This window comes from Candidatus Poriferisocius sp. (genome assembly GCF_965208355.1).
Classification (GTDB): Bacteria; Actinomycetota; Acidimicrobiia; order Acidimicrobiales; family Bin134; genus Poriferisocius.
On sequence record NZ_CBDBOM010000003.1, the window covers coordinates 20542 to 46593 of the forward strand.

Consider the following 26052-nt stretch of genomic DNA (forward strand, 5'->3'; position numbering starts at 1 on the left):
ACAGACCCGACCACGCCCGACACACAAAATCCCCGACAGGCCCCTGACAGACCCCCGTGAGGGGGTCGGTGCCGGGTGGGAGGCTAGTTGTTGGCGAAGGAGACGGTGTAGGCGGTGCGGGGGTTCGACTCGGTGTAGTCGGCTCGCTGGGTGCCGGTAAGGCCCGACAGGGTGCAGCGGGTGGTGCTGTCGGTGTTGTGGGTGTACAGCGGGCCAGCCTCGACTTCAATGTAGTGGATGCCCTCGAAGGTGAACTGCTCGCGCAGCCCGCCGTGGTCGTAGTAGGGGTCCCAGGCGGCGGTGATGCGCGTCGCGTTCGACCACTCGCTCTCGCCGCGGATCCACGGAACCGCCACGTCGTTGATCCTGGGGGACTGGTACATGCGCACCCGCAGACAGCCCGCCGACGCGGTCTGGGTGACCGTCGCGGTGTTGTAGTCGTGCATGCTCATCCACGCCCGGAACCAGTCGCTGTCGCCGTCGCGGTCCACCGTCGCCGACACCGCCGCCTCTCCGGCGTCGGCGCTCACGAACCCCGGCGTGAACAGGTGCCGGCGCTGCTGCCAGCGCCACCCGTCGGTGCCGGGCAGGTCCTCGCCGGGGGCCTCCCCCACGGGATCTTCGGCCTCCCCCCACGCATACAGCGTGTAACGCGACCCCAAATACGCGCTCGGCGGCTCCCCGCCGAAGCCGTCTACGGCGCTTATGACGAGCCCCTCGTTCTCGAAATTGGCAGCCGTGCGCACATAATCCCCGGCGGTCCGGTTGAAATAGTGCTCCCAGGAGCCGCCGGTGCGGGAAAAGCCCCCCGAAACCCCGAAGTTGACAAGGCCTCTCAGCCCCTCGGGATCGGAGCCGTCGAGGGTGAAAAGGTTCACCTGCGGCCTGACGTCGTTGAGCAGCGACCCGCCGATGTCGTGCATCCTGAGCGTGAACTGGTTGCGGCGGCCCGCCTCGAGCCCCTCCACCCGCACCAGCTGCGCGCCCGCGCCGGTCGTGAGCGCGCCGAGCGTGAAGCTGTCGTGCAAGAACCCCTCGACGCTCGACCCCACCGCCACCGTGGCAATGTCGGCAGCGACATTGGAACCGAGATTATGCGTCACATCAGTGCTGCGCAGGTCGGTGACCGCCACCGTGTAGGTGGACAGCACCACATACGCCTCCCGGAGCCCGCATCTGTGGCAGCGATCCACCAGCGCACCAGCGGGCGCCGACGCCGGATCCGACACCACATCGCTGTAGAACGCCCACACCCCGCCCCTCAGATGCGGCAGCTCCACCCCCACGAAATAATCCCCATCCGACGGCGGCGAAAAATAGGCGCGACGACGCGCATCGCCCCCCACGCTGTGCAACTGGTAATCGTCGTCGCCACCGCTGCCGTCGTTGTCGAGCCGCGTCGCGTCGGCGTTGTAGATGCCCACGATCGCCGCACGGTACGCACCGCGCACATCAACCACATACACCCGGCCCGCCTCCAAACCCGTCATCTTGAACCAATCCACATCACGAGACCGATGAAACGCACCCCCAACCGTGCCACCCGCAGCCACCACACTGCGCGACGCCTCGTCGTGGGGCTCGTCGAACTGGGCGCCGTGGACCGCCATCTTCAGCGGGAGCGCCCTGAAGGTCGAGAGACTCAATCCGATTAAACTACTGTTGCTAATGTTGAACCCGGTGCCCTCCTCACCGCCGCCGATAGCGAACTCGAAACCGGGGATTTGGTTGGGGCCAGTAGACTCCTCGGTCGCGACGACCCAATAAGGTGTACTTCCTTCGAGGATGGCGCCTTCGGGCGCGCTGAACCGATAGGTGCGGAAGTCGGTGTCGGCGTCGGTGAGGTAGTCCGACGGCGGGGTCAGCTGCCACAAGAGCTCGCCGGCTGCGCCGCCGACGTCGGCATGCACCCCCACAGTCGCCGCGTTGCGCACAGCGGGGATTTGGCGACTCATCCTCAGCTCGATCGCATTGAGCCGCCAGGTTCCGGTGTTGTCTACTAAGAACCGCTGCGCCACCGATCGCTCATAACTTCCAGACGCACTACGAGCAAAGTTGGTGACCAGCGGGGTTTCTGTGTTCTGGGGGGCGGCGATGAGCGGCTCGGGGTCGACGAACTCGATCAGCACCGGTTCGATCAGCACCGGCTCGGCGCGTGCTTGGGGCAGCGCGGGCGTGGCAGCGCTGAGGGCGCCAGAGGCGGGGCCCTCGCCGGTGCCGTTGTAGGCCTGCACGGCGTAGTGCAGCGTCTGGCCCGGCGGCGTGGTCGTGTCGGTGTAAGTGGTCGCCTCAGGGGCGAGGCCGTCCGCGATCACCGCCAGCTCGTCAGGCCGGGGGCCGCGCCACACCCGATAGCCCTCCACGGGGCCGCCCTCGGCGGGCGCGGCCCACCACAGCGTGACCGCCCCGAACGGGCCCAGCGCAGTGCCCATCAGCCGCGGCGCGCCCGGCGGCGGCACCGTGTCGGCGATCTCGACGGTGGCCAGACCGGTGAGCGGGCCGCTGCGCTCGGTGCGAGCGAACGGCCCCGAGCCGCTCACCCCGTAGCGGGCGCGCATCTGCACCTTGTAGGCGACGCCCACAGGCAGGTTCCGCAGCGTGAACGACGTCACATCGCCCTGCGGGTACAGGTTCCCGCGGGTCTCGCCGTCGCCCAGCTGCCGATAGGTCAGCCACCCCAGATCCTCCTGCGCCCACATCACCCGATAGTCATCCGGCACCGGATCCGGCGTCGACCACGAAATCGTCAACTCCCCCGGCGCACCGCTCGACACCTCGAACCCGCCGATCTCGCCCCAGCCAAGCCCAGACCCCTCAGACCCCTGCTCAGCCTCCTGCTGGCCGGCCTCCTGCTGCTGTTCCTCAGCCTCCTGCTGGCCGGCCTCCTGCTGCTGATCCTCGGCCTCCTGCTGGGCCTCGCCCTGCGATGACTCCTCATCCTGCTGCGGGTCAGACTTCTGCTGGGACTCGCCCTGCGACGACTCCTCGTCCTGCTGCGGGTCAGACTTCTGCTGGGCCTGCTGCTGCTCTTGATCGTCCTGCTCGCCCTGCTGGGACCGTTCGTCCCGCTGGGCCTGCTCGTCCTGGTGGGGCTCCTGCTGCTGCTGTTGGACGGGCGGGGGCGCGGCGGCGACGGTGACGGTGAGCTCGTCGCTCCACGGCGACGCGGCCACCTTGCCCTCAGCGGTGCGGAACCGCGCCCGCACCATCACCTTGTAGCCGGCGCCCTCATCAAGACCGCTCAGCGTCACCGACGTCGCGTCCCCAGCCGGCCACTCATTGCCCCGATGGGCCTCATCGGCCTGCCGCCACGACAAAAACTCCAAATCGTCGCGCGCCCACCGCACCCGATACTCGAACGGCGCCACCTCTGGCGCCTCCCACGAAACCCTCAGCTCACCCGCAGCATCACTGGCAACCGCCACCCCGGCCAACGAAGGCACCGACTCGCTGGCACCCACCGGCACCGCCACCGACGCGCCCAGCGCCAACACCGCAAGCGCCGCCGCCCAGCGCCTCACCCCGCGGCGGTTTCTCGGGCGGGGGGGGGGGGCAACCAGCCGTCACCTCGCGCACCCGCTGCACGCCCACCCTCACCGAATCGCTCACCGCACCAGCCTCCATAAAACAACCGACATCAACACTGTCCTGCCGCCAATAGCAATACTGTATAACACACCCCAATCAGCACGACAATGCTGCCGCGCCGGACTGCCCCTACTCGATTCGTCAGTGGCGGCAGGCACCGTCAGATCGCAGATGACACGGACCGCCCAACACATAGCGGCCAACGACCCAATGTTCTGGGCAGACCGCCAGGGGCTCACCACCGGGGAGATCCAAGCGCACCTCGCCGAGATCCAAGACACCTCGGTGAGCCCCGAAAAGCCATCACGGCCTGTCAGGGGGCCTGTCGGGAATTTTGTGTGTCGGGCGTGGTCTGCGGGGCGTTTTGTCGCGGGTGGGGCGGGCCGGTTGGGGTGTGTTGTTGGCGGGTGGTGGTTGTGGGCTGGCATGATGGTGTCAGTCCGGTTTGGCTGGGGGGTTCGTAGTGTTTGTTCGGGGTGTGGTGCGCGGTGTGGTGCGTCGGTGGTGGTCGGCGGTGTTGGTGTTGGTGTTGGTGGTGGGTGTGGCGGCGCCGGCGGGGGCTGGGAGCGGCTCGGGCGACGGCGGCGCGGCGTGGGGCCGGGTGGCGGGCGGCGATGTTTCGCTGGGCGCGGGTCATGTGCTGCCGTATTCGCTGTGGTCTGACGGTGCGACGCTGTGGGTGGCCGATCCGGTGGCGGGTGCGGTGCTGGCCTATGGCCTGGCGGCGGGGGAGCGCCGCGCGGGCCGCGACCTCGACGGGGCCGAGGTGGGGTTTTGGATGCCGATGGGCGTCGGCGGGGACGGGTCGGTGTTGTGGGTGAGCGATCTGGCCAGCGAGAGGGTGTTCGCGTTCGATCTGGTGTCGGGCGCGCTGTTGGCGGGGCGCACGGTCGTGCCGGGTTTCTCGCCGCGCGATGTGTGGTCCGACGGGGACACGCTGTGGGTGGTGGACCCCTCAGGGGGCGGGCTGGCCGCGTTCGACGCGGCGACCGGCGACGCGCTGGAGGGCCGGTCGCTGGCGGGGATAGCGGGGTCGGGCACGCGTGGGCTGTGGTCTGACGGGGCCACGATGTGGGTCGCCGACGGACCCGCGGCGGCGATCCGGGCCTACGACCTGGCGACGGGCGAGCCGAGGCCGCAGTCGGGGTTCGCCGGCCTGGCCGACGCGGGCAACTCCGACCCGGCGGGGATCTGGTCAAACGGCGACACCATGTGGGTGCTGGACCACCTGCGCCACCGCGTGTTCGCCTACCGCATGGCCCCCAACAACGCACAACAACCCCAAACCCAACCCCCCCAAACCCAACAACAAAACGCCGAGCAGGACGCCGACCAGCAGCAGGGCGAGCAGCAGGCAGATCAGCAGGCAGATCAGCAGGCAGATCAGCAGGCAGATCAGCAGCACGACGAGCAGCAGCACGACGAGCAGCACGACGAGCAGCAGCACGACGAACAGCAGCACGACGAGCAGCACGACGAGCAGCAGGGTCAGGCTGATGGGCAGGCCGACGGTCAGCAGAACGGCGACGAGCAGCAGCAGGGTCAGGCTGATGGGCAGGCCGACGGTCAGCAGAACGGCGACGAGCAGCAGCAGGGTCAGGCTGATGGGCAGGGCCAGGCTGATGGGCAGGCCGACGGCCAGCAGAACGGCGACGAGCAGCAGGGCGACGAGCAGCAGGCAGAGCAGCAGCAAGAGCAGGTTGCGGTGGTGCGGGCTGAGGACGAGATCGGCGAGGTGTCGCTGTCGAGCGGGGCGGCGGGCGAGCTGGCAATTTCGTGGGAGGCGCCGGCGCTGACGCCGTTCGAGTACCGGGTGAGCTGGGCGCGCGAGGACCTGGAGTTCTTGTCGTTCCGGTTCGAGAACGAGGCCCACCGCGGCAACGAGTGGCCCGCCGCAGACGCCTCCTCGGTGACGCTGAGCGGCCTCGAGGAGGGCGCCGCCTACAAGGTGCAGATGAGGGCGCGCTTCCGCGACGCCCGGGGCAAGGTGTCGGCGTCGCCGTGGACCACCCAGACCACAGCGACCGTGCACTCAGCGACGACACTGCTCGCCCAGCAGCAGGCCGAACAGCGCGACGAACAGGACGACGGCGAGTCTTCCCAGCAGGAAGGGCAGGGCACCCAGGACGATCAGGACGCCGAGGAGCCCCAGATCGAGCTGCCGCCGCCGCAAGTCGAGTTCGTCGAACAAGACGACGACGAGGAGGAGCCCGTCGCCGCCCAGCAGAACACCGACGACGAGGAGGCAGAGGAGTACGTCCCGTTCGCCCATGACTCTGGCAAGGACGTCTCTCCGGTGCTTCCGCGAGACCGGAGCGGCGTGACCGATCTGTGGTCCGATGGGACCACGGTCTGGGTGCAGGTGAACTCCTATTGGGTCTACGAGCTCGACTTGGACACCGGCGCCTGCCTCAACGTCCATTCAGACTCCGGCGCCTGCCTCAGCACATTCGCTTATCAAGAATTGCTGGATCGAAATGTGAACATCAAGGGGTTCTGGTCTGACGGTGAGACCATGTGGCTGGCCGACGACCTCGGCACTGCGGCCAAAGTCGTCGCCATCGACTTCGACACCGGCAGCAGGCTTGCCGACAAGGAGATCGTGCTCCCGCGATTCGACAAGCCGGCCGATCCCGAGTCGCTGTGGTCTGATGGCACCCTCATGTGGGTGCTCGACCAAGTGACCGAGCGCATACATGCCTACGACGTCGAGAGCGGCGATCATGTGAGTTCCCGCACCATCGATCTCTACCCGCAGTTCTCGAAGAATCGAGACGCTCAGGGCATCTGGTCAGACGGCGTCACCATGTGGGTCGCGAACAGCTTCAACAGCAAGCTGTACGCCTACGACCTGGCGACTGGCGTCCGGCGCAGCAGTCTGGACTTCACCACCCTGTCGAAGTCGGGAAACAAGCGGATCCAGGGAATCTGGTCCGACGGCGCGACCATGTGGGTTGCCGGGCGGCCGGACGGCACCGACAGCAAGGTGTTCGCCTACAACATGCCGGTCTCGGCGGCTCTGAGGTCGCTGTCGATCTCCGATGTGGACTTCGGGGTGTTCCAGACCGGCACGTTCGCCTATGCGGGCACCGCAGCGGCGGGCGCGACGTCGGCGACGGTGACCGCGGCGGCGGCGTTCGCGGACGACGCGACAGTGACGGTCGCGTGGGAGGCCGCCGACGGCACAACGGGCACGGGGACCACGGTGACGCTGTCGGAGGGCGACAACACCATCACGGTCACCTCGTCCTATGACGCCGACGGCGACGTGAACACCGACAACGCCGACGTCCGCACCTACACGGTGACCGTCACCGTGCCCCCAGCCCCCGACGACAACAGCTGACCGGCTGGCGGCGACCGGTCGGCTCTCGGGGTTCGCTTCAGCGCGTCAAGCCGATGCGGACTGTCGGGGGGAGTTGGCGCGGGCAGCAGGGGCATGGGACGCGCGGGCTCGCGGCCAGCGTCAACCTTATCTGGATAGCGTCGCTCGTCATCTTGAGACGCTGGGACAAGACTGCTATAGCCCCGCACGAGCAGGGCCGAACCTGATCCGATCCCAAAGCAGCAGCCCCATCAACAACATGAGCAGGCACGCAGCGGCCAGGGTGAGGTAGATGCCGTAACCGACGCTGAACTCTCTCGTGCCGCTGTAGTCCAAACCCTGCAACCGCTTCATCACTCGTGCCGAAACATCCAGCATCAAAGCGGCGGGCACGGTGGCGATGACCAGCAGCCAGAGCCGGTCGAAATACCTGTACACCGCTAGCAAGAACAGCGTCGCGAAATAATAGGCCAGCACCAGCGGGTCGTCGTCAGTCCTGTAGCCGTCCAAGTAGGAAGTGCCGCTCTCCCCGGTGAATGTGCCCCAGGGGAAGAACGCTCCCAAGGCCGCTATCGACGCGGTGGCGATGACTGCGGCGTAAACGTAGTAGAAGGTCCGGTCACTCATCTTGTGCAAGACTCGCGACCAGCGCGCCACTTTGCCCGCATCACGTTTGCCCACTTCACCCGGAAACCGCGCGGGTCACAGGACATGCTATAGCTACTGACAGTCTTTGCAGCGGCCATCGCTATTGCTGATTGGAAATATTCGACGGATAGCTGTCCTTCACGGCTCTCCCAACCTGCGGCTCGCCAGAACAGGCATCGCCCATTCGATCCTGCCAGTGGCTGTCTTCATCGGCATCCTGCTGTACGACAACCTCACCTGAGAACCAGCCCGTGTCGCTTGGTTGCAAGAACACACCCCATGCAACGAGGGACCGTTTCCCACAATGGGAGGATGCTGTTGTCGTGTTACGGCGGGCGAATGACTCGGCGACGGCGCACCAGACGATGGCGATCTGTGCGGGAGTACACGCTGCGTAGCCCTCGCGGCAAAGTCGTCTACGTCGGAATCACGAACAGTCCTCGGCGGCGGGCCGTCGCGCACCAGAAGTCAGGCAAGTACGGGCACCTGGAAGTGGAGACGGTCGGAATGCCCAGGGGATTAGCTCGACGGTGGGAAGCCGGAAGACTGGCGAGACACCGCCGACAGAACAAGGGGCGCAACCCCCACTACAACAAGACGAGGAGCGGGAGCTAGGAGAGCAGGCCAGCTCTAGAATCGCTGACTCACCAACAGCCGTCTTTCGAATCCGGGGGGAGCGTTTCCAACCGCGTTTGGGCGAGCTGTTGAGAAGGGGTTCGGACTGATTGCGCCATCTCCTACCCGGGAGGCGACCAGTAGTACGCATCGCCGCACTCGTCGTCCCTGTTTCGGTCGTGGAGGATGCTGAACGAGTCTCTCCATCCGGCGTTGCACGCCCTTAGCGACTGCTGGATCACATAAACCTGGGTTCCTCCCCGGTCGCTGCACTCATCAGCGTAGGAATGCACCACAGCCTGTTGTTGATCCTTGCTCTGCTCGATCTCCTGCACAGCCGCCGTGTTCGCTTCAACAGCCTCCCGCACTTCGTCTAGTGCCTCACGCTGCGATGCGGAACTCACGAGACTGACAGCAATCAGGGTGACCACCGCAGCCAGCAGCAGGGCCACCAGCCATGTCAGTCCCTTCAGCTTCGGGGCGGCGACCCCAGTCGTATCAGTCTGCGATGGCGCTGGACTGGTCCGAGCTCCAGCTTCTGCAGGCGGTCGCTACGAGCAAGGACTTCTGGGACGAGGTCGACAGCTTGGAAGAGGCGATGCCGGAGAAAGGCGAGACCCGGGGCCGGCTCCGGGAGCACACCGTGGCCGACTGGCTGTTCGCCTCGAAAGCCGCCGACATCTACGGGAGCGTGCGATGAGGATTGCGGCAGATCCATGACCCCCAGCTCATGATGTGGGTGCAGCTCGCGCTCATGAGGGCGTGGCCCGACCGCCCGGAGCGGTGCCTGTCCATCCAGCCGGTCAGCAGATTGCAGTTCAGCTACTTCGAGAAGAACTGCCGCATTGCCGAGATGCGCGAAGCCCACCTGGACCAGAAGCTGAAAGGCGCGTGCGACACGGCCCTGCATATCGGCCTGTTCGACCCGTCAGCGGGCACGCCGACCGCCCCCGACAAGACCAATACCGCCACCGGAGACGCCGCCTGGCTCAGGACCATGACCGATGTGCACACCCCGACAGAGCGGAACAAGAGCAAGCACGACCCGGACGCCGTCTACTTCCACCGATCGGAAGACCGGCCGGCCAGGGGGCACCAGTTCGTGCAGACGTCGGCCCGCAGCCCCCACCGCCAGGAAAGGGTGGTCTTCGCCTCCCAGGTGAAGCCCAAAGGGGTGACGGAGGACGACCTGTTCTCCGAGCACATATCCCGGATGCTGGACTACAGCCCCGAAATCGCCAAAGGCCTCTTCGCCGCGGTCCACGACGGGGCCATGGACTCGGAGACCCAGGACCGGCTTCTCGACATGGGGGTCATCCCCCACACCGGGACGCGCCGCACCAAAGGGCACAAGCCCGGCGCGGTGAGCCTCCGACCCCAAAATTCACCCGGACCGACGGCATCAAAGAGAGCATCGAAGTCATCGCGGTGGCCGGTTCCGCGGTCATGGTCCGCACCGACGGCGCAGGCGACGACTGGTACGTGCCGCTCATCCTCAAGCGGATCACCCGCATCCGACCCGAGAACAGCAAGCGCATCTACGTGTACTCGGAATTGCTGATCCCCGACAGCGACCTCGTGCCCGAAGACCTCGTCGGGGCGAAAACCAGGATCGGGCTGAACAGCACAACCGAAGAAGCAGAAGCCCGACCCCACAGGCGGCGGACCCGCTACCTGCGCGCATGGGCAGAAGACAGCGGCGAAACAGCCCGGGATCTCCACGGCCTGCGCCAAGACAGCGAATCAGGCATCAGCGACTACAAGCGCTCCACCCCGCTGGACCGGGCCCGCTCCACCAGCGCCGGTCGCCTCCAACTCGATCTCCTTGCCCACGTCCACAACAACAACACCGCTGCGATCATCGCCCACCACCACCGCGCCGGAGCCGGCATCACAGAATGGTTCGGCCAATTCAAACCGCTGGAACCCTACGACCTAGTGCGCAACCTCGACCCCAACGAACTGGCACGCAGCATCGACCCCAAAGGGCGCAAAAGCCCGCTCGATCTCCACAGGCTGATCCGCGACCTAGACCCCGAACAGCTGAAATTCGGCAAGCAGAAACCCAAAGCCGCCTAGCCAAATCCGATCGAACACAACCAGCACCGACCGAATGCGCCCGCCCACACCCCAAAACCGCTCAACACGCCCCCCCGAAAGCACCTGGCACCCCCGACCAGCGCCACACGGCTAAAACACGCAGCCCCACCCCCATCTTGCTACCGTTTATTTCGCGCCGTATTTCGCGCCAGCCCGCCTGGTATGCTCATGTGCGAGGTTGCAAGCGCCCCGGCAGGGCCTGGTCGCACGACCCAAAAGTAATATTATATGTGACACTGGAAACGCTATTGGATCCATATTCCCAGGTGAAAGGATCGCTGCCACCTCAGTACCAATACCCGGCAGTCCGCTGACACGGCCTCCGGGCCCGGTGAGGGGGCGCCGGATCCGAAAGTGACACGGGAGTTGATACAGCAGTATTGAGAGCACCTATATCCCCTGGTCAGGGGATTGTGTTCGACTCCCACCCTCTCCGCTCATGTGATGTCGCGAGACATAGGAACCTTGTGAACCTGCGCGGCGGGGTGTTTGTCAGTTCTTGTGGCGGGGTTGGTGGTCGCGTGTGGGGTCGAGGTGGGGTTGTCGTAGGAGTTCGCCGGTGGTGTGGTCGATGACTCTGGTGTGGGTGCCGTCGACTAGGAGGATGACGGGGGTGTGTTTGTGGGCTCGGCCGATGCCGATGTGGTGGAGTTTGCCGTTGTGGCGGATGGTGACGGTGCCGGATTTGTCGATGCGGTCGCGTCGGACGCGGTAGTGGGTTCTGTCGCTGTTTTGGTGGGGTGTGGCTTTGGGGAGTCGGGTGTAGGCGGCGGCTGGGGTTGAGCGTCCGAGGGATCGGTGGGGGCGGTGGTGGTTGTAGGTGCGGGTGAATTCGTCGATCTGGGTTTGGAGCTGGTCGAGGCTGTGGGGCGGGGTTCGGGCTTTGAGCCATTTCTTGAGGGTTTGCTGGAATCGCTCGACTTTGCCGCAGGTGGTGGGGCAGTTGGGCTTGGAGTTCTTCTGGGCGACGCCGAGGGCCGCGAGGCGGGACTCCAGGGCGTTGCGGCCGCCTTTCCCGCCGGAGAGGCGGGTGGTGTAGACCATGGCGTTGTCGGTGAGCGTGGAGGCGGGAATGCCGTGGTCAGCGCACGTGTGGTCGAATGTGGCCGCCGCGATGGGGCCGGTGATGCGCCGGTGGGCGGTGACCGACAGGGCGTAGCGGGAGCAGTCGTCGAGCCAGGTGATGACCTCGACAGTCGAGCCGTCGGCGAGCGCCCAGCGGCAGAAGTCGGACTGCCAGCACTCGTTGGGCAGATCGGCTTCGAAGCGTGTGTAGGACGATCGGGGCCGCTTTTTGGGGTTGGCCTCGACGAGGCCGAGCTCGACGAGGCGGCGCCGGACCGTGGCCGGCGACACGGTGATCTGGTGGCGCTGGGCGAGGTGCCAGCAGATGGTGTGCGGCCCGGCGTCGAGCCCTTGTGCGGCGAGCTCTGAGCGCAGGTTCACGACCAGCTCCACAACCTCGGGCGAAATCGCTGTCGGTGTGGTGTTGGGGCGCCGGGACCGGGCCTCGAACGCGGCAGGCCCCTCGGCGCGGTACCGGGCGACCAAACGGGTGACCCATGACCTCGAAAGGCCGTACTGGGCGGCGACATCGGCGTGCGTGCGCCCCTCGACAACGACAGCGGTGATCACCAAGCGGGCCCTCGACATCCCCCACCCTGGACCGCCGCCGCGATGTTCCTATGTCTCGCGACATAAGGTTCCTATGTCCTGAACCAACACACCACCCTCTCCGCTCATCGCTGGTCGCCCGTGGTTTGCCCGACTCGCCGGGATAGTGTTCGACGCCATGGGAATGCTTGACGGAAAGACGGCCATAGTGACCGGCGGGGGCCAGGGAGTGGGTCGGGGTATTGCCTTGGCGCTGGCAGCCGAGGGGGCCGGAGTCACGGTAGCGGCTCGCACCGAGTCGAAAGTGCAGGCGGTAGCGGCCGAGATAAGCGAGCGGGGTGGTTCGGCGCTGGCGCTGGTGTGCGACGTGAACGAACTGGACGACATCCAAGCCTGCGTGGATCGCACCGTGGAGCACTTCGGCACCATCGACATCCTGGTGAACAACGCCCAGCAGGTGCCCCACGGGCACTTGCTGGAGGTGAGCGACGAAGCGTGCATGGCGGCGTGGACGTCGGGCCCGCTGGCCTCCATCCGCTTCATGCGGCTATGCCATCCGTACCTCAAAGACGGCGGGGTGATCATCAACCAGGGCTCGGGCTCCAGCCTCAAGACCGATCCCAGCGGCATGGGGGTGTATGCAGGGGTGAAGTCGGCCATCCAGTCCATCACCCGGGCCGCGGCCATGGAATGGGGCGCCGACGGCATCCGGGCCATCACCCTGATGCCGGTGGCCATGTCGCCGGCCATGGAAAACTGGAAGGGATTCAACCCCGACGGCTTCGCCGCCCTCCAAGAGCGCTTCGCTCTCAAGCGGGTGGGCGACGCCGAGGTCGACATCGGCCGGGTGGTGGCCTTCTTGTGCAGCGACACCGCCAGCTACATGACCGGCACCACCGTCAACATCGACGGCGGAGACGCCTACCTGCGTTAGCTGTCCTCGGGGTCGTCCGCAACCGGCCCTAGTTCAGACCCAGAACAACGGTCAGGGCGGTGTCCACGCCCCATTGCTCTTCCGGAGTGAGCCGGCCGACGAGTTCGCCCAATCGGCCTGCATCCACCGCACCGACCTGCTCTACCAACACCTTGGTGGCCGATCCGTCGACCTGAACTTCGGGACGAAAGGAAGCGGGCAGGGCGCTCGTCGATGTCGGCGCAACGAGAACCACTGAGCGAGGCAGCAGGGCATCCGACTGCACAACTACACCGAACCTCTCTCCCTGCTGTTCGTGGCCGACGCCCTTCGGGAGACGCAAGCGAAAGACATCACCCCTCTGCACGCAGGCTCTCCATCATCTCTGCGATGGCGAGCATTTCCGCCCGATCAAATTCGTCGGCCTCAAGCGCTCTGGCCTCAGTGGCCAAAGAGACCATGTCGTGGAGACGATCCGCCGCGTCAACGAGGGCGCTCCGGATCGCCTCCGACTGAGACAGACCGGTCGAAGTGAGCCGATTTAGAGCGCCGACGGCCTCATCATCGAGTCGAACTGATACTGCATGAGCCACGGGCCAGAGTGTATCACAAAATGGGGTACATCCACCTAGAATGCATGATACCGGCAATTTCCCGAGGCGTTCGGTGAGCACAGCCCGCCGCAGCGCCGATGGCTGCGGGGAGTGGCTGTTTCAAAATTGAATTTTGAAACAGCCAGATTGGTTTAGGCTTGTGATTATGGCAGTTGATCGCGATCTGGCGCCGGCGCTGGTTCGGTCGGCGCGGAGCGCGCCCGCGATCACGCTCACTGGTCCACGCCAAAGCGGGAAGACCACCCTGTGCCAAACGGTGTTTCCGCAACATCCCTACGTGAGCTTGGAAGCACCCGATGTGCGCTCGTTCGCCACTGAGGATCCTCGGGCATTTCTGGCCCAATTTCCCCGGGGGGCGATCATCGACGAGGTCCAGCGGGCCCCGGACTTGCCGTCGTATCTCCAGGGGCTCATCGACGCCGATCCCACGCCGGGGCAGTGGATCCTCACCGGTTCGCAGAACTTCTCGCTCGTCGAGTCGGTCAACCAGTCGCTAGCTGGCCGCACCGCAGTGCTCAACCTGCTGCCGTTGAGCCGCGGCGAGGCGATCCGATTTTCCCGCTATCCCCAGAGCCTGGATGAGGCCCTCCTCACCGGGGGTTATCCCCGCATCTACGACCGCGGCCTCGACCCGGCCGACTGGATCGGGTCTTACATTGCCACCTATCTCGAGCGCGACGTTCGGACGCTGCGAAACGTGGGCGACCTCTCGGCTTTCGGACGATTCGTGCAACTGTGCGCGGGCCGCACCGCGCAGTTGGCCAACCTCTCGTCGCTGGCCGACGATTGCGGTATTTCCCAGCCCACGGCGAAGGCCTGGCTCAGCATCCTCGAGGCCAGCTTCGTGGTGTTCTTGCTTCCCCCCTTCCACTCCAACCTCCGCAAGCGGCTGGTGAAGATGCCCAAGCTGCATTTCTACGACACCGGCCTGGTATGCCACCTCCTGGGCATCCGCTCAGCCTCGCAATTGCACTCGCACCCGCTGCGCGGCCCGATCTTCGAGACGTGGGTGGTCTCGGAGATTGCCAAGCAACGCACGCACCGCGGCCTGACCCGGGGCCTTTCGTTCTACCGCGACCGCAGCGGAACCGAGGTCGACCTAGTCGTCGAGCACACGGAGCGGCTGACCCTGCTGGAGGCGAAATCCGCGACCACCCCCTCAGCCGGCTTCCTCAAAACCGCCCGGAAAGTGGCCGCCCACCTCCAGGACCAGCATCGGTGCGATCTGGTCGCGGTATACGGAGGCGACCAGCTCCAACAGCGAACCGAGGAGAGCTTGGTCCCCTGGGCCCAACTGCACCAAGCAGACCTCTCCCCACCCTCTGGTTGACTCTCACGTGGCCACGCCTTTGAATTCGCGGTGCCAAGCTCTCTCAGCTCAGTTGGATGTGGTGGACGGCGATGTCGAGGCCCGTTAATCGCGCCAGTCGGCCATCGGCGGTCAACAGTGGGACTCCCAGTGTGCGAGCGGCGGCAACATAGAAGGCGTCGTAGGCGCTGATGTTGCTGTAGTGCTCCCAGGCCAACAGCGTCAAGGCCCGGTGGGAGATGCGATCAATGGGCCATAGGGCCAGATCGCTCAGAGCCATCACTGCTCGGGCCTCGTCGAGGCGTCCGGTGAGCACGGCCCGGCGCAGCACCGACATGACCTCGGCATCGAGCATCTCGGGGGCGGCCAGCGATGCTTCTTCCACGGTGTCGGCTAGCGCCACACCTAGCGGGGTGCGCAGGAGATACTCAACCGCCACCGAGGCGTCAACAACGTAGCCGGTCATTCAATCTCTGCGTCTCGGGCGTGCCGCACTTCGATCAGAAGCGAGGCCGCGTCGATACCCAGATCAACGGTCGGACGTTGGGACAGATGCTTGCTCCACTCCCAGCGGGCCAGCTCTCGCTCGATGGCATCGAGCACCGCCGCACTCATCGAGCAATTGCGCTCGCGGGCGTGCGCCCGCAATCGCTCATGGAGCACGTCGGGCATGTTCCTCACCTGAAGATTGGCCATTGCATGAACATAGCATGAATATCTCATGCAATAATCAGCGAGCCGTCGGGAGCCATCAGAGTCTCACTTGGTTCAGCATCCCAGCGCGGGTGGGGTTTGGCTGGCCGGGGGTAGGCGGTCGAGGTGCTGGGCCTATGACCGGGGACTGTGGGTGTTGGAAATATAATGAACAGTCACTATTGTATCGGGGGTTTGTAATTCCCTAGTCGCGAGAGAGGTGCCGCTGTGGATTGGGAACAAATGCCCGGAGGGAGGGGCGGGAAGAGACTCAACGCCCTTCTCATTGCACTCGCCATGCTGGCCACGCTGCTCGCGCTGGCCACGGGGCCGGTGCAGGCGCAGACCACGACGACGCTGGTGTCGACTATTGACCAAACCCCGAACACCAGTTCCTGGAATCTCGAGGCCCACGACGTTGCGGCGGGATTTGCAACTGGGTCACACGTGACCGACTACCAATTGCAGGACATCGAGATTCGGTTTGGAGCGGGCTCAACGCCATCGGGCTTGAGTGTCAGGCTGGCGACGGGTTCCTCCGGCAACCTGACAGACGTCGCGACGCTCATCAACCCGGCAACGCTGGTCCGGGGGATCAATAGGTTCGCAGCGCCTGCCAACACCACGCTGTCGGCGAGTACGACCTATTTCGTGGTGGTGGAGGGCGCTGCCGGGAACGTGACACGAACACAATCGGACTCAGAGGATTCGGGTGGCGCGTCCGGATGGAGTGCGAATGACAACACGCGCTGGAGGAGCGCAACTTCGACCGGGAACTTTGTCACCCAAAGCACCACGGTGCTATTCCGCGTGAACGGTTCCGCAAATCCTCTACCGGGGTTGGTGTCAGCAGAGGTTGACGGCACGAGGCTGGCCATGGAGTTCAACCAGAGCCTGAACACCGCCGTGGTGCCGGCGCCGGGCGATTTCACGGTGACGGTAACGGCGAGCGACGGCACCAGTAGCAGCCGCAGCGTGGCGTCGGGGGGTGTGGCGATTTCGGGCAAGAAGGTCACGCTCACGCTGTCGTCGGCGGTCACGTTCGGCCAAACCGTCACCGTGGGCTACACCAAGCCGACGGGGGCCACGGCCATGCCGCTGGAGAACACGTCCAACGTCGACGTGGAGACGTTCGGCGCTCAGCCGGTGACCAACGTGACCGCGCCGGTGATCTCGAGCATCGAGATCGTGTCCAGGCCGCGTAACTCGGAACAGGTCAATCCGGGCCCCCCTCCAGAGCTATTACCGACCTATCTCACGGGCCAGCCGATCGTGGTGGCGGTGACCTGGAACGGCCCGGTGGCGTGGGATCTGAGCGCCGCCTCCGCGGGCATTGGGGTGCAGGTGACGATCGGCAGCAACAAGCGGAGAGCGGAGCTGGTGACCGATGGGGAGACCAGCGGCACCGCATCGACGCTGTGGTTCAGCTACACGGTGGTCGCTGGCGACACCGACACCGACGGTGTGGCGGTCGAAACGCCGGGGGGCACGAACAACAACAAAGACCGGGTGGTGCGCCTGCGCAACGGCGCGACGCTGAAGGGCGCCGCGGGTACCGACGCAGCGGAGAAGAACGCGGGCGTGGACTTTGCCGCGGGTCTGAGCGCTCAGTCCGGCCACCGGGTGAAGGGCAGCCTCGGTAACGCGGCCGGAAACACCGGGCCGAAATTCGACGACGATGACAACCCCTCGACCGATCCCGTCGATACCGCCGACCTGGGCTCTGTCAATTTGTCTTCGGGGGTTACATCCCAGCATAGGTCAATCAAGGCCAAAATGAGCGATGCCGACAACGACACGCTGCGCTACACGGTCACAGCGACCCGTCCCGAAGCGCTCAACCTCCATCTCATCAACGAAATCGGATGGTTCTTCCAGTCTCACGATGCCTGCGTGCTCGAGGACCTGACACCTCCTCTGCTCGTCAACGACGACGGCAAGTTCGAGAACGTCGTAACCCTCGAGGCATTCGACCCCGACGGTGCCAGCGCCACCTTGACTTCAACCCTGGAAACGAGCTGGCACTGCGGCGAGTTCGTCAGCGCGTCGGTGAACGGAGCCACCATGACAATCACGTTCAACTCCAGACTGGAATCCAGTTTTGCCGAAACCGGCGCAGCCGATCAGTTTGAAATCGAAGTCGACGGCGCCACTGCACAGCTCGCCAGCGTGAACCCCGTCACCCGCAGCAGCGATCGCCTGTCATTGGTGCTCACCTTGGCCACTGCGGTGACCCGCAACCAAGAAGTAACTGCGAGCTTCACCCCCTTGAAGCCCGCGGTACGACCCTTCACCGACCAGCCGGTGGTGAATGCGCGCAACACGGTGCCGTCGAGCGCAGCGGTGAGCGGGAACACCATGACGGTCACCTTCAACCGGGACGTGTCGATCGAGTCCGGCGGCGCTGCTGCGGACCTGGCCAGGGCGTTCTCGGCCACGGGTATGCACTGGAGCGTCGACGAGGACAACGACAACACCCCAGACGGCAGCATCCCGCTGCGCCGCGTGGCACCCGAGTCGGTCTCCATCAGCGGGGCTGTGGTGACGCTCACCTTCGGATCGAACATCGTGCCGAGCAAGCAGGTAACCGTGGACTACTACTCGGGCATCGCCCAGACGGCCGGCTCAGGCCTGCTCGACGCCGACAGCATCCGGGTGCCCAGCGTGTCGGGCCAGGCGGTGACGGCCACAGTTCCCGCGACGGCACCGCCGCGGCTGGTGTCGGGCCAGGTCGCAGGCACCGAGCTGACGCTGACCTTCGACGGCGATCTGGACAGCTCGTCCGCGCCGCCGGGAAGCCGTTTCCGCGTCGAGGCCGATCCGGTCGACTTCTTCCAACCGGTGCGGCCAATCCGCGGCACCGGCACTGCGACCGTGAGCGGCAAGACGGCCACGGTCACGCTGGCCTCGGCGGTGGCCGAGGGTGAACGCGCCGCGGTGTGGTACGAGCCGCTCAGCACCGACACGAGTCCTCTGCGAGGGGCGTCGTCAGGACCGAAGGTGATCGACATCTGGGACACGGTGATCAGCGTGGCCGACCGCACCGCGCCCACCATCGTTGACAGCGTTCTCGAAGGGACGACGCTGGTGCTGTATTACAGCGAGGAGCTGGACACCAGTTCGGTGCCTTCGCTCAGCGGGGGGCTGTCGGCGCTCGCGTTCTTGTTGGCCCCTCATGGCACGACGAACTTCTTTGTTGCGAGCGACATCGCTGTCCATGACGACGCAGTGACGCTGACCCTCCCGACGCGTACGGAATCAGCGTTCGGCCTCGACTACACCGTCCTCACCGAAAACGCCATTCAAGACGTGGCGGGCAACAAGGCTGCGGCGTTCTCCAGGCGGCGGCTGGACCGCAGCATCACGTCCGACCCAGGCGCGCCGTCGCTGGCGGCCGCTTCGCCAGCGGTGGCCGACCAGAACGTCCTGCGGCTCACCTTCAACCGGGCGCTCGACCCGTCCAAGGTCCCCTCGGCGGACGCGTTCACGATCGGCGACTCGGTACTCGGCACCAACCACGGGCAGGCGATCACCGATGTGGCGATACGCGGCACGAAGGTGGAGCTAACCATCAGCCCCGGGTTCCTGCCCTGCCGTAAAGGCATCTCGGTGAGCTACACAGCACCGGACGACAATGCGCTCAGCAACCTGTGGGGCACCGACGCGGCGTCGTTCTCCGACCAGGCGGTGACCAACCAGCAGTCGAGCCGATGCGTGCGCACACCCGTCTCGGCGTCCCCGATGGGCAACAGCGGCCTCCAAGGCAACAGCGGTACCGACCGGGTGGGGCTGAGCTTTGACCGATCGATGCACCAGCAGGTGCCCGACCCCGTCGGGTTCACCGTGCGGGCGCGCACCCCGCGGGGCGCCCCGGCGGCACCAGTGGAGGTAGAGAGCGTCCAGTTCTCGCCCGGCGGCAGGCAGTTGCAGGTGGCCCTCAGCCGAACGCTCGGCCCCGGCGAGGAGGCGACGGTGAATTATCAGCACCCCCGCTCGGGCCCGGGGCTGTGGGACAGCGACGGCAACCAGATCGCGCCGTTCTCAGCGTCGACGGTGGTGCCTGCCACGTCGCCGACGGTCACCGGAGTGGAGGTGGTGTCCGACGCCGGTGTGCATGACACCTATGCGATGGGCCAGGTGATCAGGATTCGGGTGACGTTCAGCGAGGCGGTGGATGTCTCGGGCACGCCGACTTTGGGCATCGACATGGATCCGGCGCATTGGGGCCGCAAGGACGCCACCTATGCCAGCGGCAGCGGGACTGCTGAGTTGACGTTCAACCACCAGGTGGCCGAGCCGAATTTCTCGTCTCAGGGCATCGCGGTGCTGGCCGACACACTGGCTCTGGGTGGGGGCACGATCCGGTCGTCGGCGTCGCAGGCCGATGCCGATCTGTCCCACACTGGTCTCGGCCACGACCAGTCCCACAAGGTGGACTGGCGGCAGTCGCCGCCCGACGCCAACGGCAACCGGGCGCCGGTGTTCGCGGGCACGTCCAAGAACCACGACAACGCGCTGCCGGAGACCTGGGTGTCGTTGACGGTATCCAAGGACGACTTCAGCGACCCCGACGGCGACGAGCTGTCGTTCACGCTGTCGGCCAGCCGCGACGACATCTACGGGCCCGACGGCTACGGCTACATCGAGGGCTATGGTCGGATCTGGTTCCGGGCCAAGACCGCGTGCGCGCTGGCCCTGTTGGATCCGCCGACCGGCGGCAAGTTCGACACGGTCATCACTTTGACGGCGACCGATCCCTCCGGCGCCTCTGCGTCGGCGACCGCCACGTTCCGCACCCACCAGGTGGCCTATGCGTGCCCGACGTTCTCGTCGGCGGCCGTGGACGGCGCCACGGTGACGATCACGCTCGCCGCTGATGGCCTGATGCCGCCGACATATGACCCGCCCACCGCCGATGAACTGGAGGTCAAAGTTGACGGCACCGCGGTCGCGCTGGCCGACACCGACCCGGTCTCGGCCAGCGGCACCACCATCGTGCTGGCTCTGGCTTCGCCGGTGACGGCGGGCCAGACCGTCACCGTGAGCTACATCCCCGGCCCCGGTCCGATGGCGGCCGCCTTCGCCGACCAGGCAGTCACCAATAACACCCCGGTACCCGAGGAACCCGCGGCGCCCGCGGTACCCAAGAAGGTTGAGACACCCGAGGAACCCGAAGCGGGGGACTGCACCCCCGATCTGAACGGCCCCATGACGCCGGTCTGTGCGACGGTGAGCGGCAACGAGCTCACGCTCACTTTCAACCGCGACCTCGCCGCCATCAGCGGCTCAGCGGCCAGGTCGTTGCGCTGGGCTTTCCTGGTCGACGGCGCCTATCACCAGGGCACGCCGGTCAACAGCCAGTCCCCCAGCGGTGTCACCGTGGACGGCAACACGCTCACCCTCACCCTCGGCACCGCCGTCGCCCCCGGCGACGACGCCACCGTCAGCTACTACGCATCCGCCGCCGGCAACGCCCTCCAAGACGCCGACGGCACCCCCCTCACCGACTTCACCTTCACCGCCACCACCACAACACCCGAGTAATCCTTGTCCGCGGGGGAAGAGGCATGGGTGCGACAGCAGGGCCGCGGCCGTTGATGGCGGCGATCACCTTTCGTGTGCCATCAGAGCCGACCAGACCATCTCCTGCTGGACCAAATCCGTTGACGAACCCGCCGGGGTTTCCTGAACGCCTCGAAGTTGGGTGCTCAAGTAGTCCTACTGGTAGACGGGCTCCATGCCGGTGTCTCGGCGAGGTCAGCGGGCCGGGAGGGGCGTGATCTACTGGTCTGTTCCTGGCGAGATGACGGGGATTGCGTTTTGCTGGGCTGCCTCAGCCAGTCTGTTGTCGTAGGTGACGATGCCTTCAAGGTCTCGGCTGAGGTCTATGGCCAATGCGAGGTGAATAGCGTCTAGGGAGCGCAAAGAGGGCGGGTCCAGGAGTCCCGCCCTCTCAAAGATGTGCTCTCCGACCCTGACTAGCCGCACTGAGGCGAGCACTTCTGCGGCGGTTCGAACGTGATCTGATGTCAACCGGCGAGCGGCGCGCAGCAGCTCTGTGCGCACGAGGTCGCCGGCCACCAGATCTCGGTGCTGCTGGGCCCGCCAGGATTGGAACCCCGGTGTCTCGGGCTCGGCGGCAACCAACTTCACCAATGCCGAGGTATCGACATAGAACGCCATCTCAGTAGCGTTCGCCCTCCCTCATTTCAGCGAGCACCTCCGACAGGCTCGGCCCTTCGATGGGATCGGGCAGATCAGCGATGCCTCTTGTGGCCTCTGTCACCAGACCGGCATCAGCCAACTCTTGAAGACGCGACTTGGGAATCGGTGTTAGCAGTGCCACAGGCCGTCCCCGGCTGGTGATCGTCAAAATCTCGCCGGCGGCTGCTTTGGCCACCACCGCCGAAGCGTTCTGCTTGAGAGCACGAATACCCACCTCCGCCATGTGCTTCATTGTAGCACATTGAGTAGCGGACTGGGTCAGATCGGTGTCCATGTCCGTGTCGGAGGCCCAGTTGTTAGGCCGCTTGGGCGTCGCCGTCTTCGGGGGACGGTGGGGGTGAGGGCCAGAGCTTCAGAAAACCTTCGATGCGGGCCACGCGTTCGCCTAATGAGGAGAGGCGTCCGCTTAACTCGGAGATGCTGCCCGACAGCTCTTGATGGTTCTTCTCGATGAGCTCTCGGTTCTCCTTGACGAGTTCCCGAGTCTCTTGGTTGGTCTTCTCAACGAGTTCCCGAGTCTCCCGGGTCGAATCGGTGATCAGCTTGTGCATCAGCTCCCGCGTCTTGGTGCCGTCGACGTGCTGGTAGCGCATCAACGCAATAACGACGGCGAACATCGGCCCAAACACCATGGCCAAATCGGCCACCGTCAGCGTCACTCCCTCCACGCCCCCACCCTACTGAAACACTCCGCACAACGCAAGAACAATATTTTTAGATATATTTTAGTGTATTTACATCAAGCGGGCGGATAGGGCCGCTCACTGGAAGACGGGCTCCATGTCGGAGTAGTGGTTCTCGGGTTGCCACAGGCGGACGTGGTCGACCTTCATCCGGGTGCGGATGTAGGGGTGTTTCTCGCCCAGCCATCCCCAGGTGCCGATGGCGATTGGGAGGGGAACGTGGGAGACCACGACCTGCTCCAGCAGCGTGTCGGGGTCTTCGGGATCGAGGTATTCGAAGTACTTGTCCTTGTCGCTGCCGCCCAACCCCTCCCGATAGCGGATCTCGCCATCAATCACCCGCCGAACTTCGACGCCGATCTTGTCTTCAGGCACCACGATCATGTCGTCGGTGATGCCGTCCACCTTGACGAAGGTCCGGTAGCCGCGGGGAGTCCACTCGACCCCTCTGGTAACGGTGAAGGTGTCGGTGGCGCGACAGGGCAGGTTGGGATTGTTGGTGATTGAGTAGAAGCCACCGCAGTACCGGTTCCACTTCACGGTGCGTATCGGCTCCATATCGGCATTGCGGAAATTGAAGGCCCAGTTGCCGTATTGGTGCGAGACGTCCTGGCGGTTCTGGGCGTCGTATTCGACGAGGTCGACTTCAACGTCCACGTTGGTGAGATAGTCCTCCCAGTTGTCGATGTCGACTCCGTACCGGTCGAAAAGTCCCCGAAGCCTCTCACCGCGGGCATGCAGGACGACGTTTAAGTTGGCGAATTGAGGCCACCGTCGCGCATTCACGGTGTACTTGACTTCGAAGTAGCCGTATTTGGCGTGGAGGTTGCCGTGGGTGGAGATTTTCTCGTTGTAACAGGTTCCCGTTGCGCCGATCACGAGGTGGCCGTTCACGACGTTGCCACAGGTCTCGCCCCTGGAGTCGATGTTGTCGCAGGCGTCCCGGTAGCTCCACACGTCGGTGTCGAGGGTGGACAGGCCGTCGATGCAGCCGGCGGCGTTGGCCGCGGGCAGGGTGCCGTTGAACTCCTCGGAGAACACGAGGTTGTAGTTGGCGGCGTCCTGTACCAGGCTGGGCAGTTTGGCCCGCAGCGTCGCCTCGTTGCTGCTGTCTCCGAACCCTTTGGGGATCACCTCCCGGAGGAATAGGCATGCGTAGGCGTCGGGGTTGTTCACGCCATAGTCCTCGCATCCGGACTCGGCGGTCGGTGGACCCACCAGCACCTCCCGGTACACCTTCAACGACGAGGCGGCGTCTGCCGCCGAGACTTCCACCGAGCGGGCCGGAAAGTCTGCGAAGTACCCGAAGTCGGCGTGGGGTAGCGGCCATTGTAGATAGAGCAGTCCCTCCGGTGTGACAGCCACGTTCACGTCACCGCAGATGTCCGGCGATGCGCAGAACTGGTAGCCCGAAGGGTCTTGCTGGTGCTCCACCGCGAACAACAGATCCAGGTCGTCCGAGCGCTCATAGGCGGTCACCTCGCCGAACCATGCAAAGGTGAAGGTTCCCGTCGGCGCCTTGAGCTGCGGCGAACTGCTGTCCGCTGGCTCCGTGGCGCCGAAGATCCGCTGCCAGAAGCCGACCGGATAATCCATAGCGGTGAAGCTCACCGCGGGGCTATGGCTGTCCGAGGTCACCGGCCCCGGCGACGACGGAGCGGCGGCGGCCGGGGCGGCACCCAGCGAGTCGAGGGGACTCCCGCTAGGCGCCGGCCCCACGAGGACCGCCGCTACCAATGCCGCAGTCAGCAAGGCCGCCAACCGCGCCGCGGTCGGCCTGCGGCTGATCACTGATACACGGGCTCCATGTCGGAGTAGTGGTTCTGGGGCTTCCACAGGCGGATGTAGTCGAAGCTCAGCGTCGATCGGATGTAGGTGTGATTCCTGCTGTTCGGGAATCCCCAAGTGCCGATGGACAGGGGATTCGGCGTGTGTACGATGCCGACCTGCTCGAGGAGGGTGCTGGGGTCCGCAGGGTCGAGGTATTCGAAGTACTGATCCCGGGCATCTCCCCTAATGGTGACATCACGCCGACCACGCCAGTCTCTTGTATTGGTGAAGACTTCTATCATGTCCTTGTGCCACAACGTCAGCTCATTCTCAATGGGAACATACTTCTCGCCGTTCCACATGTTGACGCCGTCCCACCTGACAAAGGTCCGGTAACCGCGTGGAGTCCATTCCACTCCCAAAGTGACAGTGTGAGTGTGATTTGACGACTTTGGACACGGCCTGGGATTCACCAAAAAGTTCCAGTACGGTCTGTTCCCGTTCCGGCTGTGGGGGTGGGGACCGCAGTAGTCCAACCGCTTCCCGCTCTTGAATGCTGGCTGCGTCGTGAACAAGTTGTAGTGCCAGTTTGCGTGCTGAATCCAAGATGAGTGTTTGCTGGAGGGTGAATACTCAAGGAAGTCGAGTTCGACAGATGAGTACTTGAGAAAGTCCTCCCAGTCGGTGATTGCCACTCCGTACTGTTCCCACAGGTGCTGCTCTGGAGAAAGCGGAGCCCAGGCGATGAAGTTGTAGTTCAGGTCAGCGGGCCAATAGTCGGTATTGATGGTGTACTGGAATTCCATATACCCGTACTTGTAGTGAAGCTTGCCGAATGTGTTCAGCCCGGCAAAGCACTTGTAGGCCGCGGCGACGCGGAGGCTGCCGTTGGCGACGTTGCCGCACGATTCGCCCCGGGAGTCCACCCAGAGGCACGGGTCGCCGTGATTCCACGCGGAATCGTCCAATGTTGACAGCCCGTCGCGGCAGCCCGCGGAGTTGGCCGCAGGCGGGGTGCCGTTGAATTCCTCAGCGAACACCAGTTGGTAATTCGACGCATCCTGCACGAGGCCGGGCAGTTTGGCCCGCAGTGTCGATTCATTGGCGCCGCCCCCAGCCCCCTCTGGAATCAGCTCCCGCAGGTACAGGCACACGTATGCGTCGACGGTTGCCTCGCCGTAGTCCGACTCACACTCCGGCACGTCGGGCGGCGGGTTCACTAGCACCTCGCGGTACACCTTCAGCCCCGTGGTGGCGTCCGATGCCGACACCTCCAGCCGCTGTTGGGGGAACCCAGACATCATGATGGGCGTGCTCATCGAGCCGGAGTGCCACAGGTACAGCAGCCCCTGCTCGGCCGTGGCCCTCATCTCCACCTCCTGGCAGGCATTCGACCCCCGTTGGCAGAACCGATACGACGAACGGTCGGGCTGGTTCTCGACCTTGTACGTCAGATCCAGATTCGTGCCGGACCTTTCCTTCATCTTCAGTTCGCCGAAGTAGTTGTATCGGTTGGCGGGAACCGACAGCGAGACAGTCCCGGGTAGCGCGCTGTTGCCTCCAGGATGCTGGGCTCTGGTTATTAGTTGGTTCATGGGCAGGACCGAGTGCTCTGTGTCGGTGAATGCCACTGCAGGACCGTAGGAGCCTGACGACATCGGCCCGAGCGATGACGGGGCCGCGACGGCCGGGGCGGCTGGGGCGGATCCCAGCGAATTCAAGGATGCCCCACCAGAAGCTGGCAGCACGAGAATCGTCGCCGCCACAGAAAGCGCGACGATCGCATTTGCCCAACCCCTAGAGCGCTCCCGCTTGATGTTGCCCCTGCGCCTTTGGGAGAGGAGGTCGATACGGCTCCCTGATGTTTTGATTACATCTCGCATATAGTGAATGGTCAGAATTATATGCATATGGAGAGGGCATTGAATCAACTGAGATCAACAGAGCGTCAGAGA

Annotated in this window: 20 protein-coding genes and 1 pseudogene; 8 read left to right on the plus strand and 13 right to left on the minus strand. The window is 65.0% G+C overall.

From position 1 onward, the window contains the following. Positions 1-83: 83 nt before the first annotated feature. A complete protein-coding gene (locus ACOGXH_RS01310; RefSeq protein WP_419927316.1) occupies positions 84-3521 on the minus strand; it encodes a fibronectin type III domain-containing protein in 3438 nt (1145 codons plus the stop codon). A gap of 530 nt (positions 3522-4051) precedes the next feature. Between ACOGXH_RS01310 and ACOGXH_RS01315 the strand changes: the two genes are divergently transcribed. Next, positions 4052-6934, plus strand: coding sequence for a cadherin-like beta sandwich domain-containing protein (locus tag ACOGXH_RS01315; RefSeq protein WP_419927317.1), 2883 nt, complete (start codon positions 4052-4054; stop codon positions 6932-6934). Positions 6935-7108: 174 nt separating this feature from the next. Here the strand turns inward: ACOGXH_RS01315 and ACOGXH_RS01320 are convergent, their stop codons facing one another. Together ACOGXH_RS01320 and ACOGXH_RS01325 are read right to left on the minus strand one after the other, a co-directional pair. Then, complete coding sequence (locus ACOGXH_RS01320; RefSeq protein ID WP_419927318.1) at positions 7109-7540, minus strand: hypothetical protein; 432 nt, start codon at positions 7538-7540, stop codon at positions 7109-7111. Positions 7541-8298: 758 nt separating this feature from the next. Then, complete coding sequence (locus tag ACOGXH_RS01325) at positions 8299-8580, minus strand: hypothetical protein (protein ID WP_419927319.1); 282 nt, start codon at positions 8578-8580, stop codon at positions 8299-8301. Between the two features lie 104 nt (positions 8581-8684). Between ACOGXH_RS01325 and ACOGXH_RS01330 the strand changes: the two genes are divergently transcribed. From ACOGXH_RS01330 to ACOGXH_RS01340, 3 genes are read left to right on the plus strand one after another with little or no spacing between them, the layout of a single operon-like run. Next, a complete protein-coding gene (locus ACOGXH_RS01330) occupies positions 8685-8876 on the plus strand; it encodes a hypothetical protein (protein ID WP_419927320.1) in 192 nt (63 codons plus the stop codon). A 3-nt stretch (positions 8877-8879) separates the two neighbouring features. After that, positions 8880-9737, plus strand: coding sequence for a hypothetical protein (locus tag ACOGXH_RS01335; protein ID WP_419927321.1), 858 nt, complete (start codon positions 8880-8882; stop codon positions 9735-9737). Beyond that, the gene (locus ACOGXH_RS01340) at positions 9659-10255 is read left to right on the plus strand and encodes a hypothetical protein (protein ID WP_419927322.1); all 597 of its coding nucleotides are present in this window, start codon (positions 9659-9661) and stop codon (positions 10253-10255) included. The genes ACOGXH_RS01335 and ACOGXH_RS01340 overlap by 79 nt, the downstream gene beginning before the upstream one ends. Positions 10256-10768: 513 nt before the next feature. On the opposite strand, the gene ACOGXH_RS01345 is transcribed toward ACOGXH_RS01340, so the two are convergent. Continuing rightward, positions 10769-11929 (minus strand): IS481 family transposase, encoded by a 1161-nt coding sequence (locus ACOGXH_RS01345; protein WP_419927323.1) that lies wholly within the window; start codon positions 11927-11929, stop codon positions 10769-10771. A gap of 139 nt (positions 11930-12068) precedes the next feature. Here ACOGXH_RS01345 and ACOGXH_RS01350 point away from each other — a divergent pair, with 139 nt between their 5' ends. Next, positions 12069-12824 (plus strand): SDR family NAD(P)-dependent oxidoreductase, encoded by a 756-nt coding sequence (locus tag ACOGXH_RS01350; RefSeq protein ID WP_419927324.1) that lies wholly within the window; start codon positions 12069-12071, stop codon positions 12822-12824. Positions 12825-12852: 28 nt separating this feature from the next. Here the strand turns inward: ACOGXH_RS01350 and ACOGXH_RS01355 are convergent, their stop codons facing one another. After that, positions 12853-13170: a type II toxin-antitoxin system PemK/MazF family toxin gene (locus ACOGXH_RS01355; protein ID WP_419927325.1), complete on the minus strand. Its 318-nt coding sequence runs from the start codon at positions 13168-13170 to the stop codon at positions 12853-12855. Further along, positions 13157-13396, minus strand: coding sequence for a ribbon-helix-helix protein, CopG family (locus ACOGXH_RS01360; protein WP_419927326.1), 240 nt, complete (start codon positions 13394-13396; stop codon positions 13157-13159). The genes ACOGXH_RS01355 and ACOGXH_RS01360 overlap by 14 nt, the downstream gene beginning before the upstream one ends. A 166-nt stretch (positions 13397-13562) precedes the next feature. On the opposite strand from ACOGXH_RS01360, the gene ACOGXH_RS01365 reads away from it, so the two are divergent. Next, positions 13563-14747 carry an ATP-binding protein gene (locus ACOGXH_RS01365; RefSeq protein WP_419927327.1) on the plus strand — a complete coding sequence of 395 codons (1185 nt, stop codon included), beginning with the start codon at positions 13563-13565 and terminating at the stop codon, positions 14745-14747. Positions 14748-14790: 43 nt separating this feature from the next. Here ACOGXH_RS01365 and ACOGXH_RS01370 read toward each other — a convergent pair whose 3' ends face one another. Together ACOGXH_RS01370 and ACOGXH_RS01375 are read right to left on the minus strand one after the other, a co-directional pair. Then, positions 14791-15192 (minus strand): type II toxin-antitoxin system VapC family toxin, encoded by a 402-nt coding sequence (locus tag ACOGXH_RS01370; protein ID WP_419927328.1) that lies wholly within the window; start codon positions 15190-15192, stop codon positions 14791-14793. Continuing rightward, the gene (locus ACOGXH_RS01375; RefSeq protein WP_419927329.1) at positions 15189-15422 is read right to left on the minus strand and encodes a FitA-like ribbon-helix-helix domain-containing protein; all 234 of its coding nucleotides are present in this window, start codon (positions 15420-15422) and stop codon (positions 15189-15191) included. The genes ACOGXH_RS01370 and ACOGXH_RS01375 overlap by 4 nt, the downstream gene beginning before the upstream one ends. Before the next feature lie 294 nt (positions 15423-15716). Here ACOGXH_RS01375 and ACOGXH_RS01380 point away from each other — a divergent pair. Both ACOGXH_RS01380 and ACOGXH_RS01385 read left to right on the plus strand, forming a co-directional pair. Further along, positions 15717-16226: pseudogene (locus ACOGXH_RS01380) on the plus strand (choice-of-anchor R domain-containing protein); the annotation flags it as partial. A 36-nt stretch (positions 16227-16262) separates the two neighbouring features. Next, positions 16263-20963, plus strand: coding sequence for a SwmB domain-containing protein (locus tag ACOGXH_RS01385; protein WP_419930307.1), 4701 nt, complete (start codon positions 16263-16265; stop codon positions 20961-20963). Positions 20964-21200: 237 nt separating this feature from the next. Here the strand turns inward: ACOGXH_RS01385 and ACOGXH_RS01390 are convergent, their stop codons facing one another. From ACOGXH_RS01390 to ACOGXH_RS01410, 5 genes are all read right to left on the minus strand, one after another. After that, positions 21201-21602 (minus strand): type II toxin-antitoxin system VapC family toxin, encoded by a 402-nt coding sequence (locus ACOGXH_RS01390; protein WP_419927330.1) that lies wholly within the window; start codon positions 21600-21602, stop codon positions 21201-21203. 1 nt (position 21603) lies between these two features. Beyond that, positions 21604-21867, minus strand: coding sequence for a type II toxin-antitoxin system Phd/YefM family antitoxin (locus ACOGXH_RS01395; RefSeq protein WP_419927331.1), 264 nt, complete (start codon positions 21865-21867; stop codon positions 21604-21606). A gap of 73 nt (positions 21868-21940) precedes the next feature. Continuing rightward, complete coding sequence (locus ACOGXH_RS01400) at positions 21941-22312, minus strand: hypothetical protein (protein ID WP_419927332.1); 372 nt, start codon at positions 22310-22312, stop codon at positions 21941-21943. 93 nt (positions 22313-22405) lie between these two features. After that, the gene (locus ACOGXH_RS01405; protein ID WP_419927333.1) at positions 22406-24046 is read right to left on the minus strand and encodes a hypothetical protein; all 1641 of its coding nucleotides are present in this window, start codon (positions 24044-24046) and stop codon (positions 22406-22408) included. A gap of 68 nt (positions 24047-24114) precedes the next feature. Beyond that, positions 24115-25728, minus strand: coding sequence for a hypothetical protein (locus ACOGXH_RS01410; protein WP_419927334.1), 1614 nt, complete (start codon positions 25726-25728; stop codon positions 24115-24117). Positions 25729-26052 lie beyond the last annotated feature (324 nt).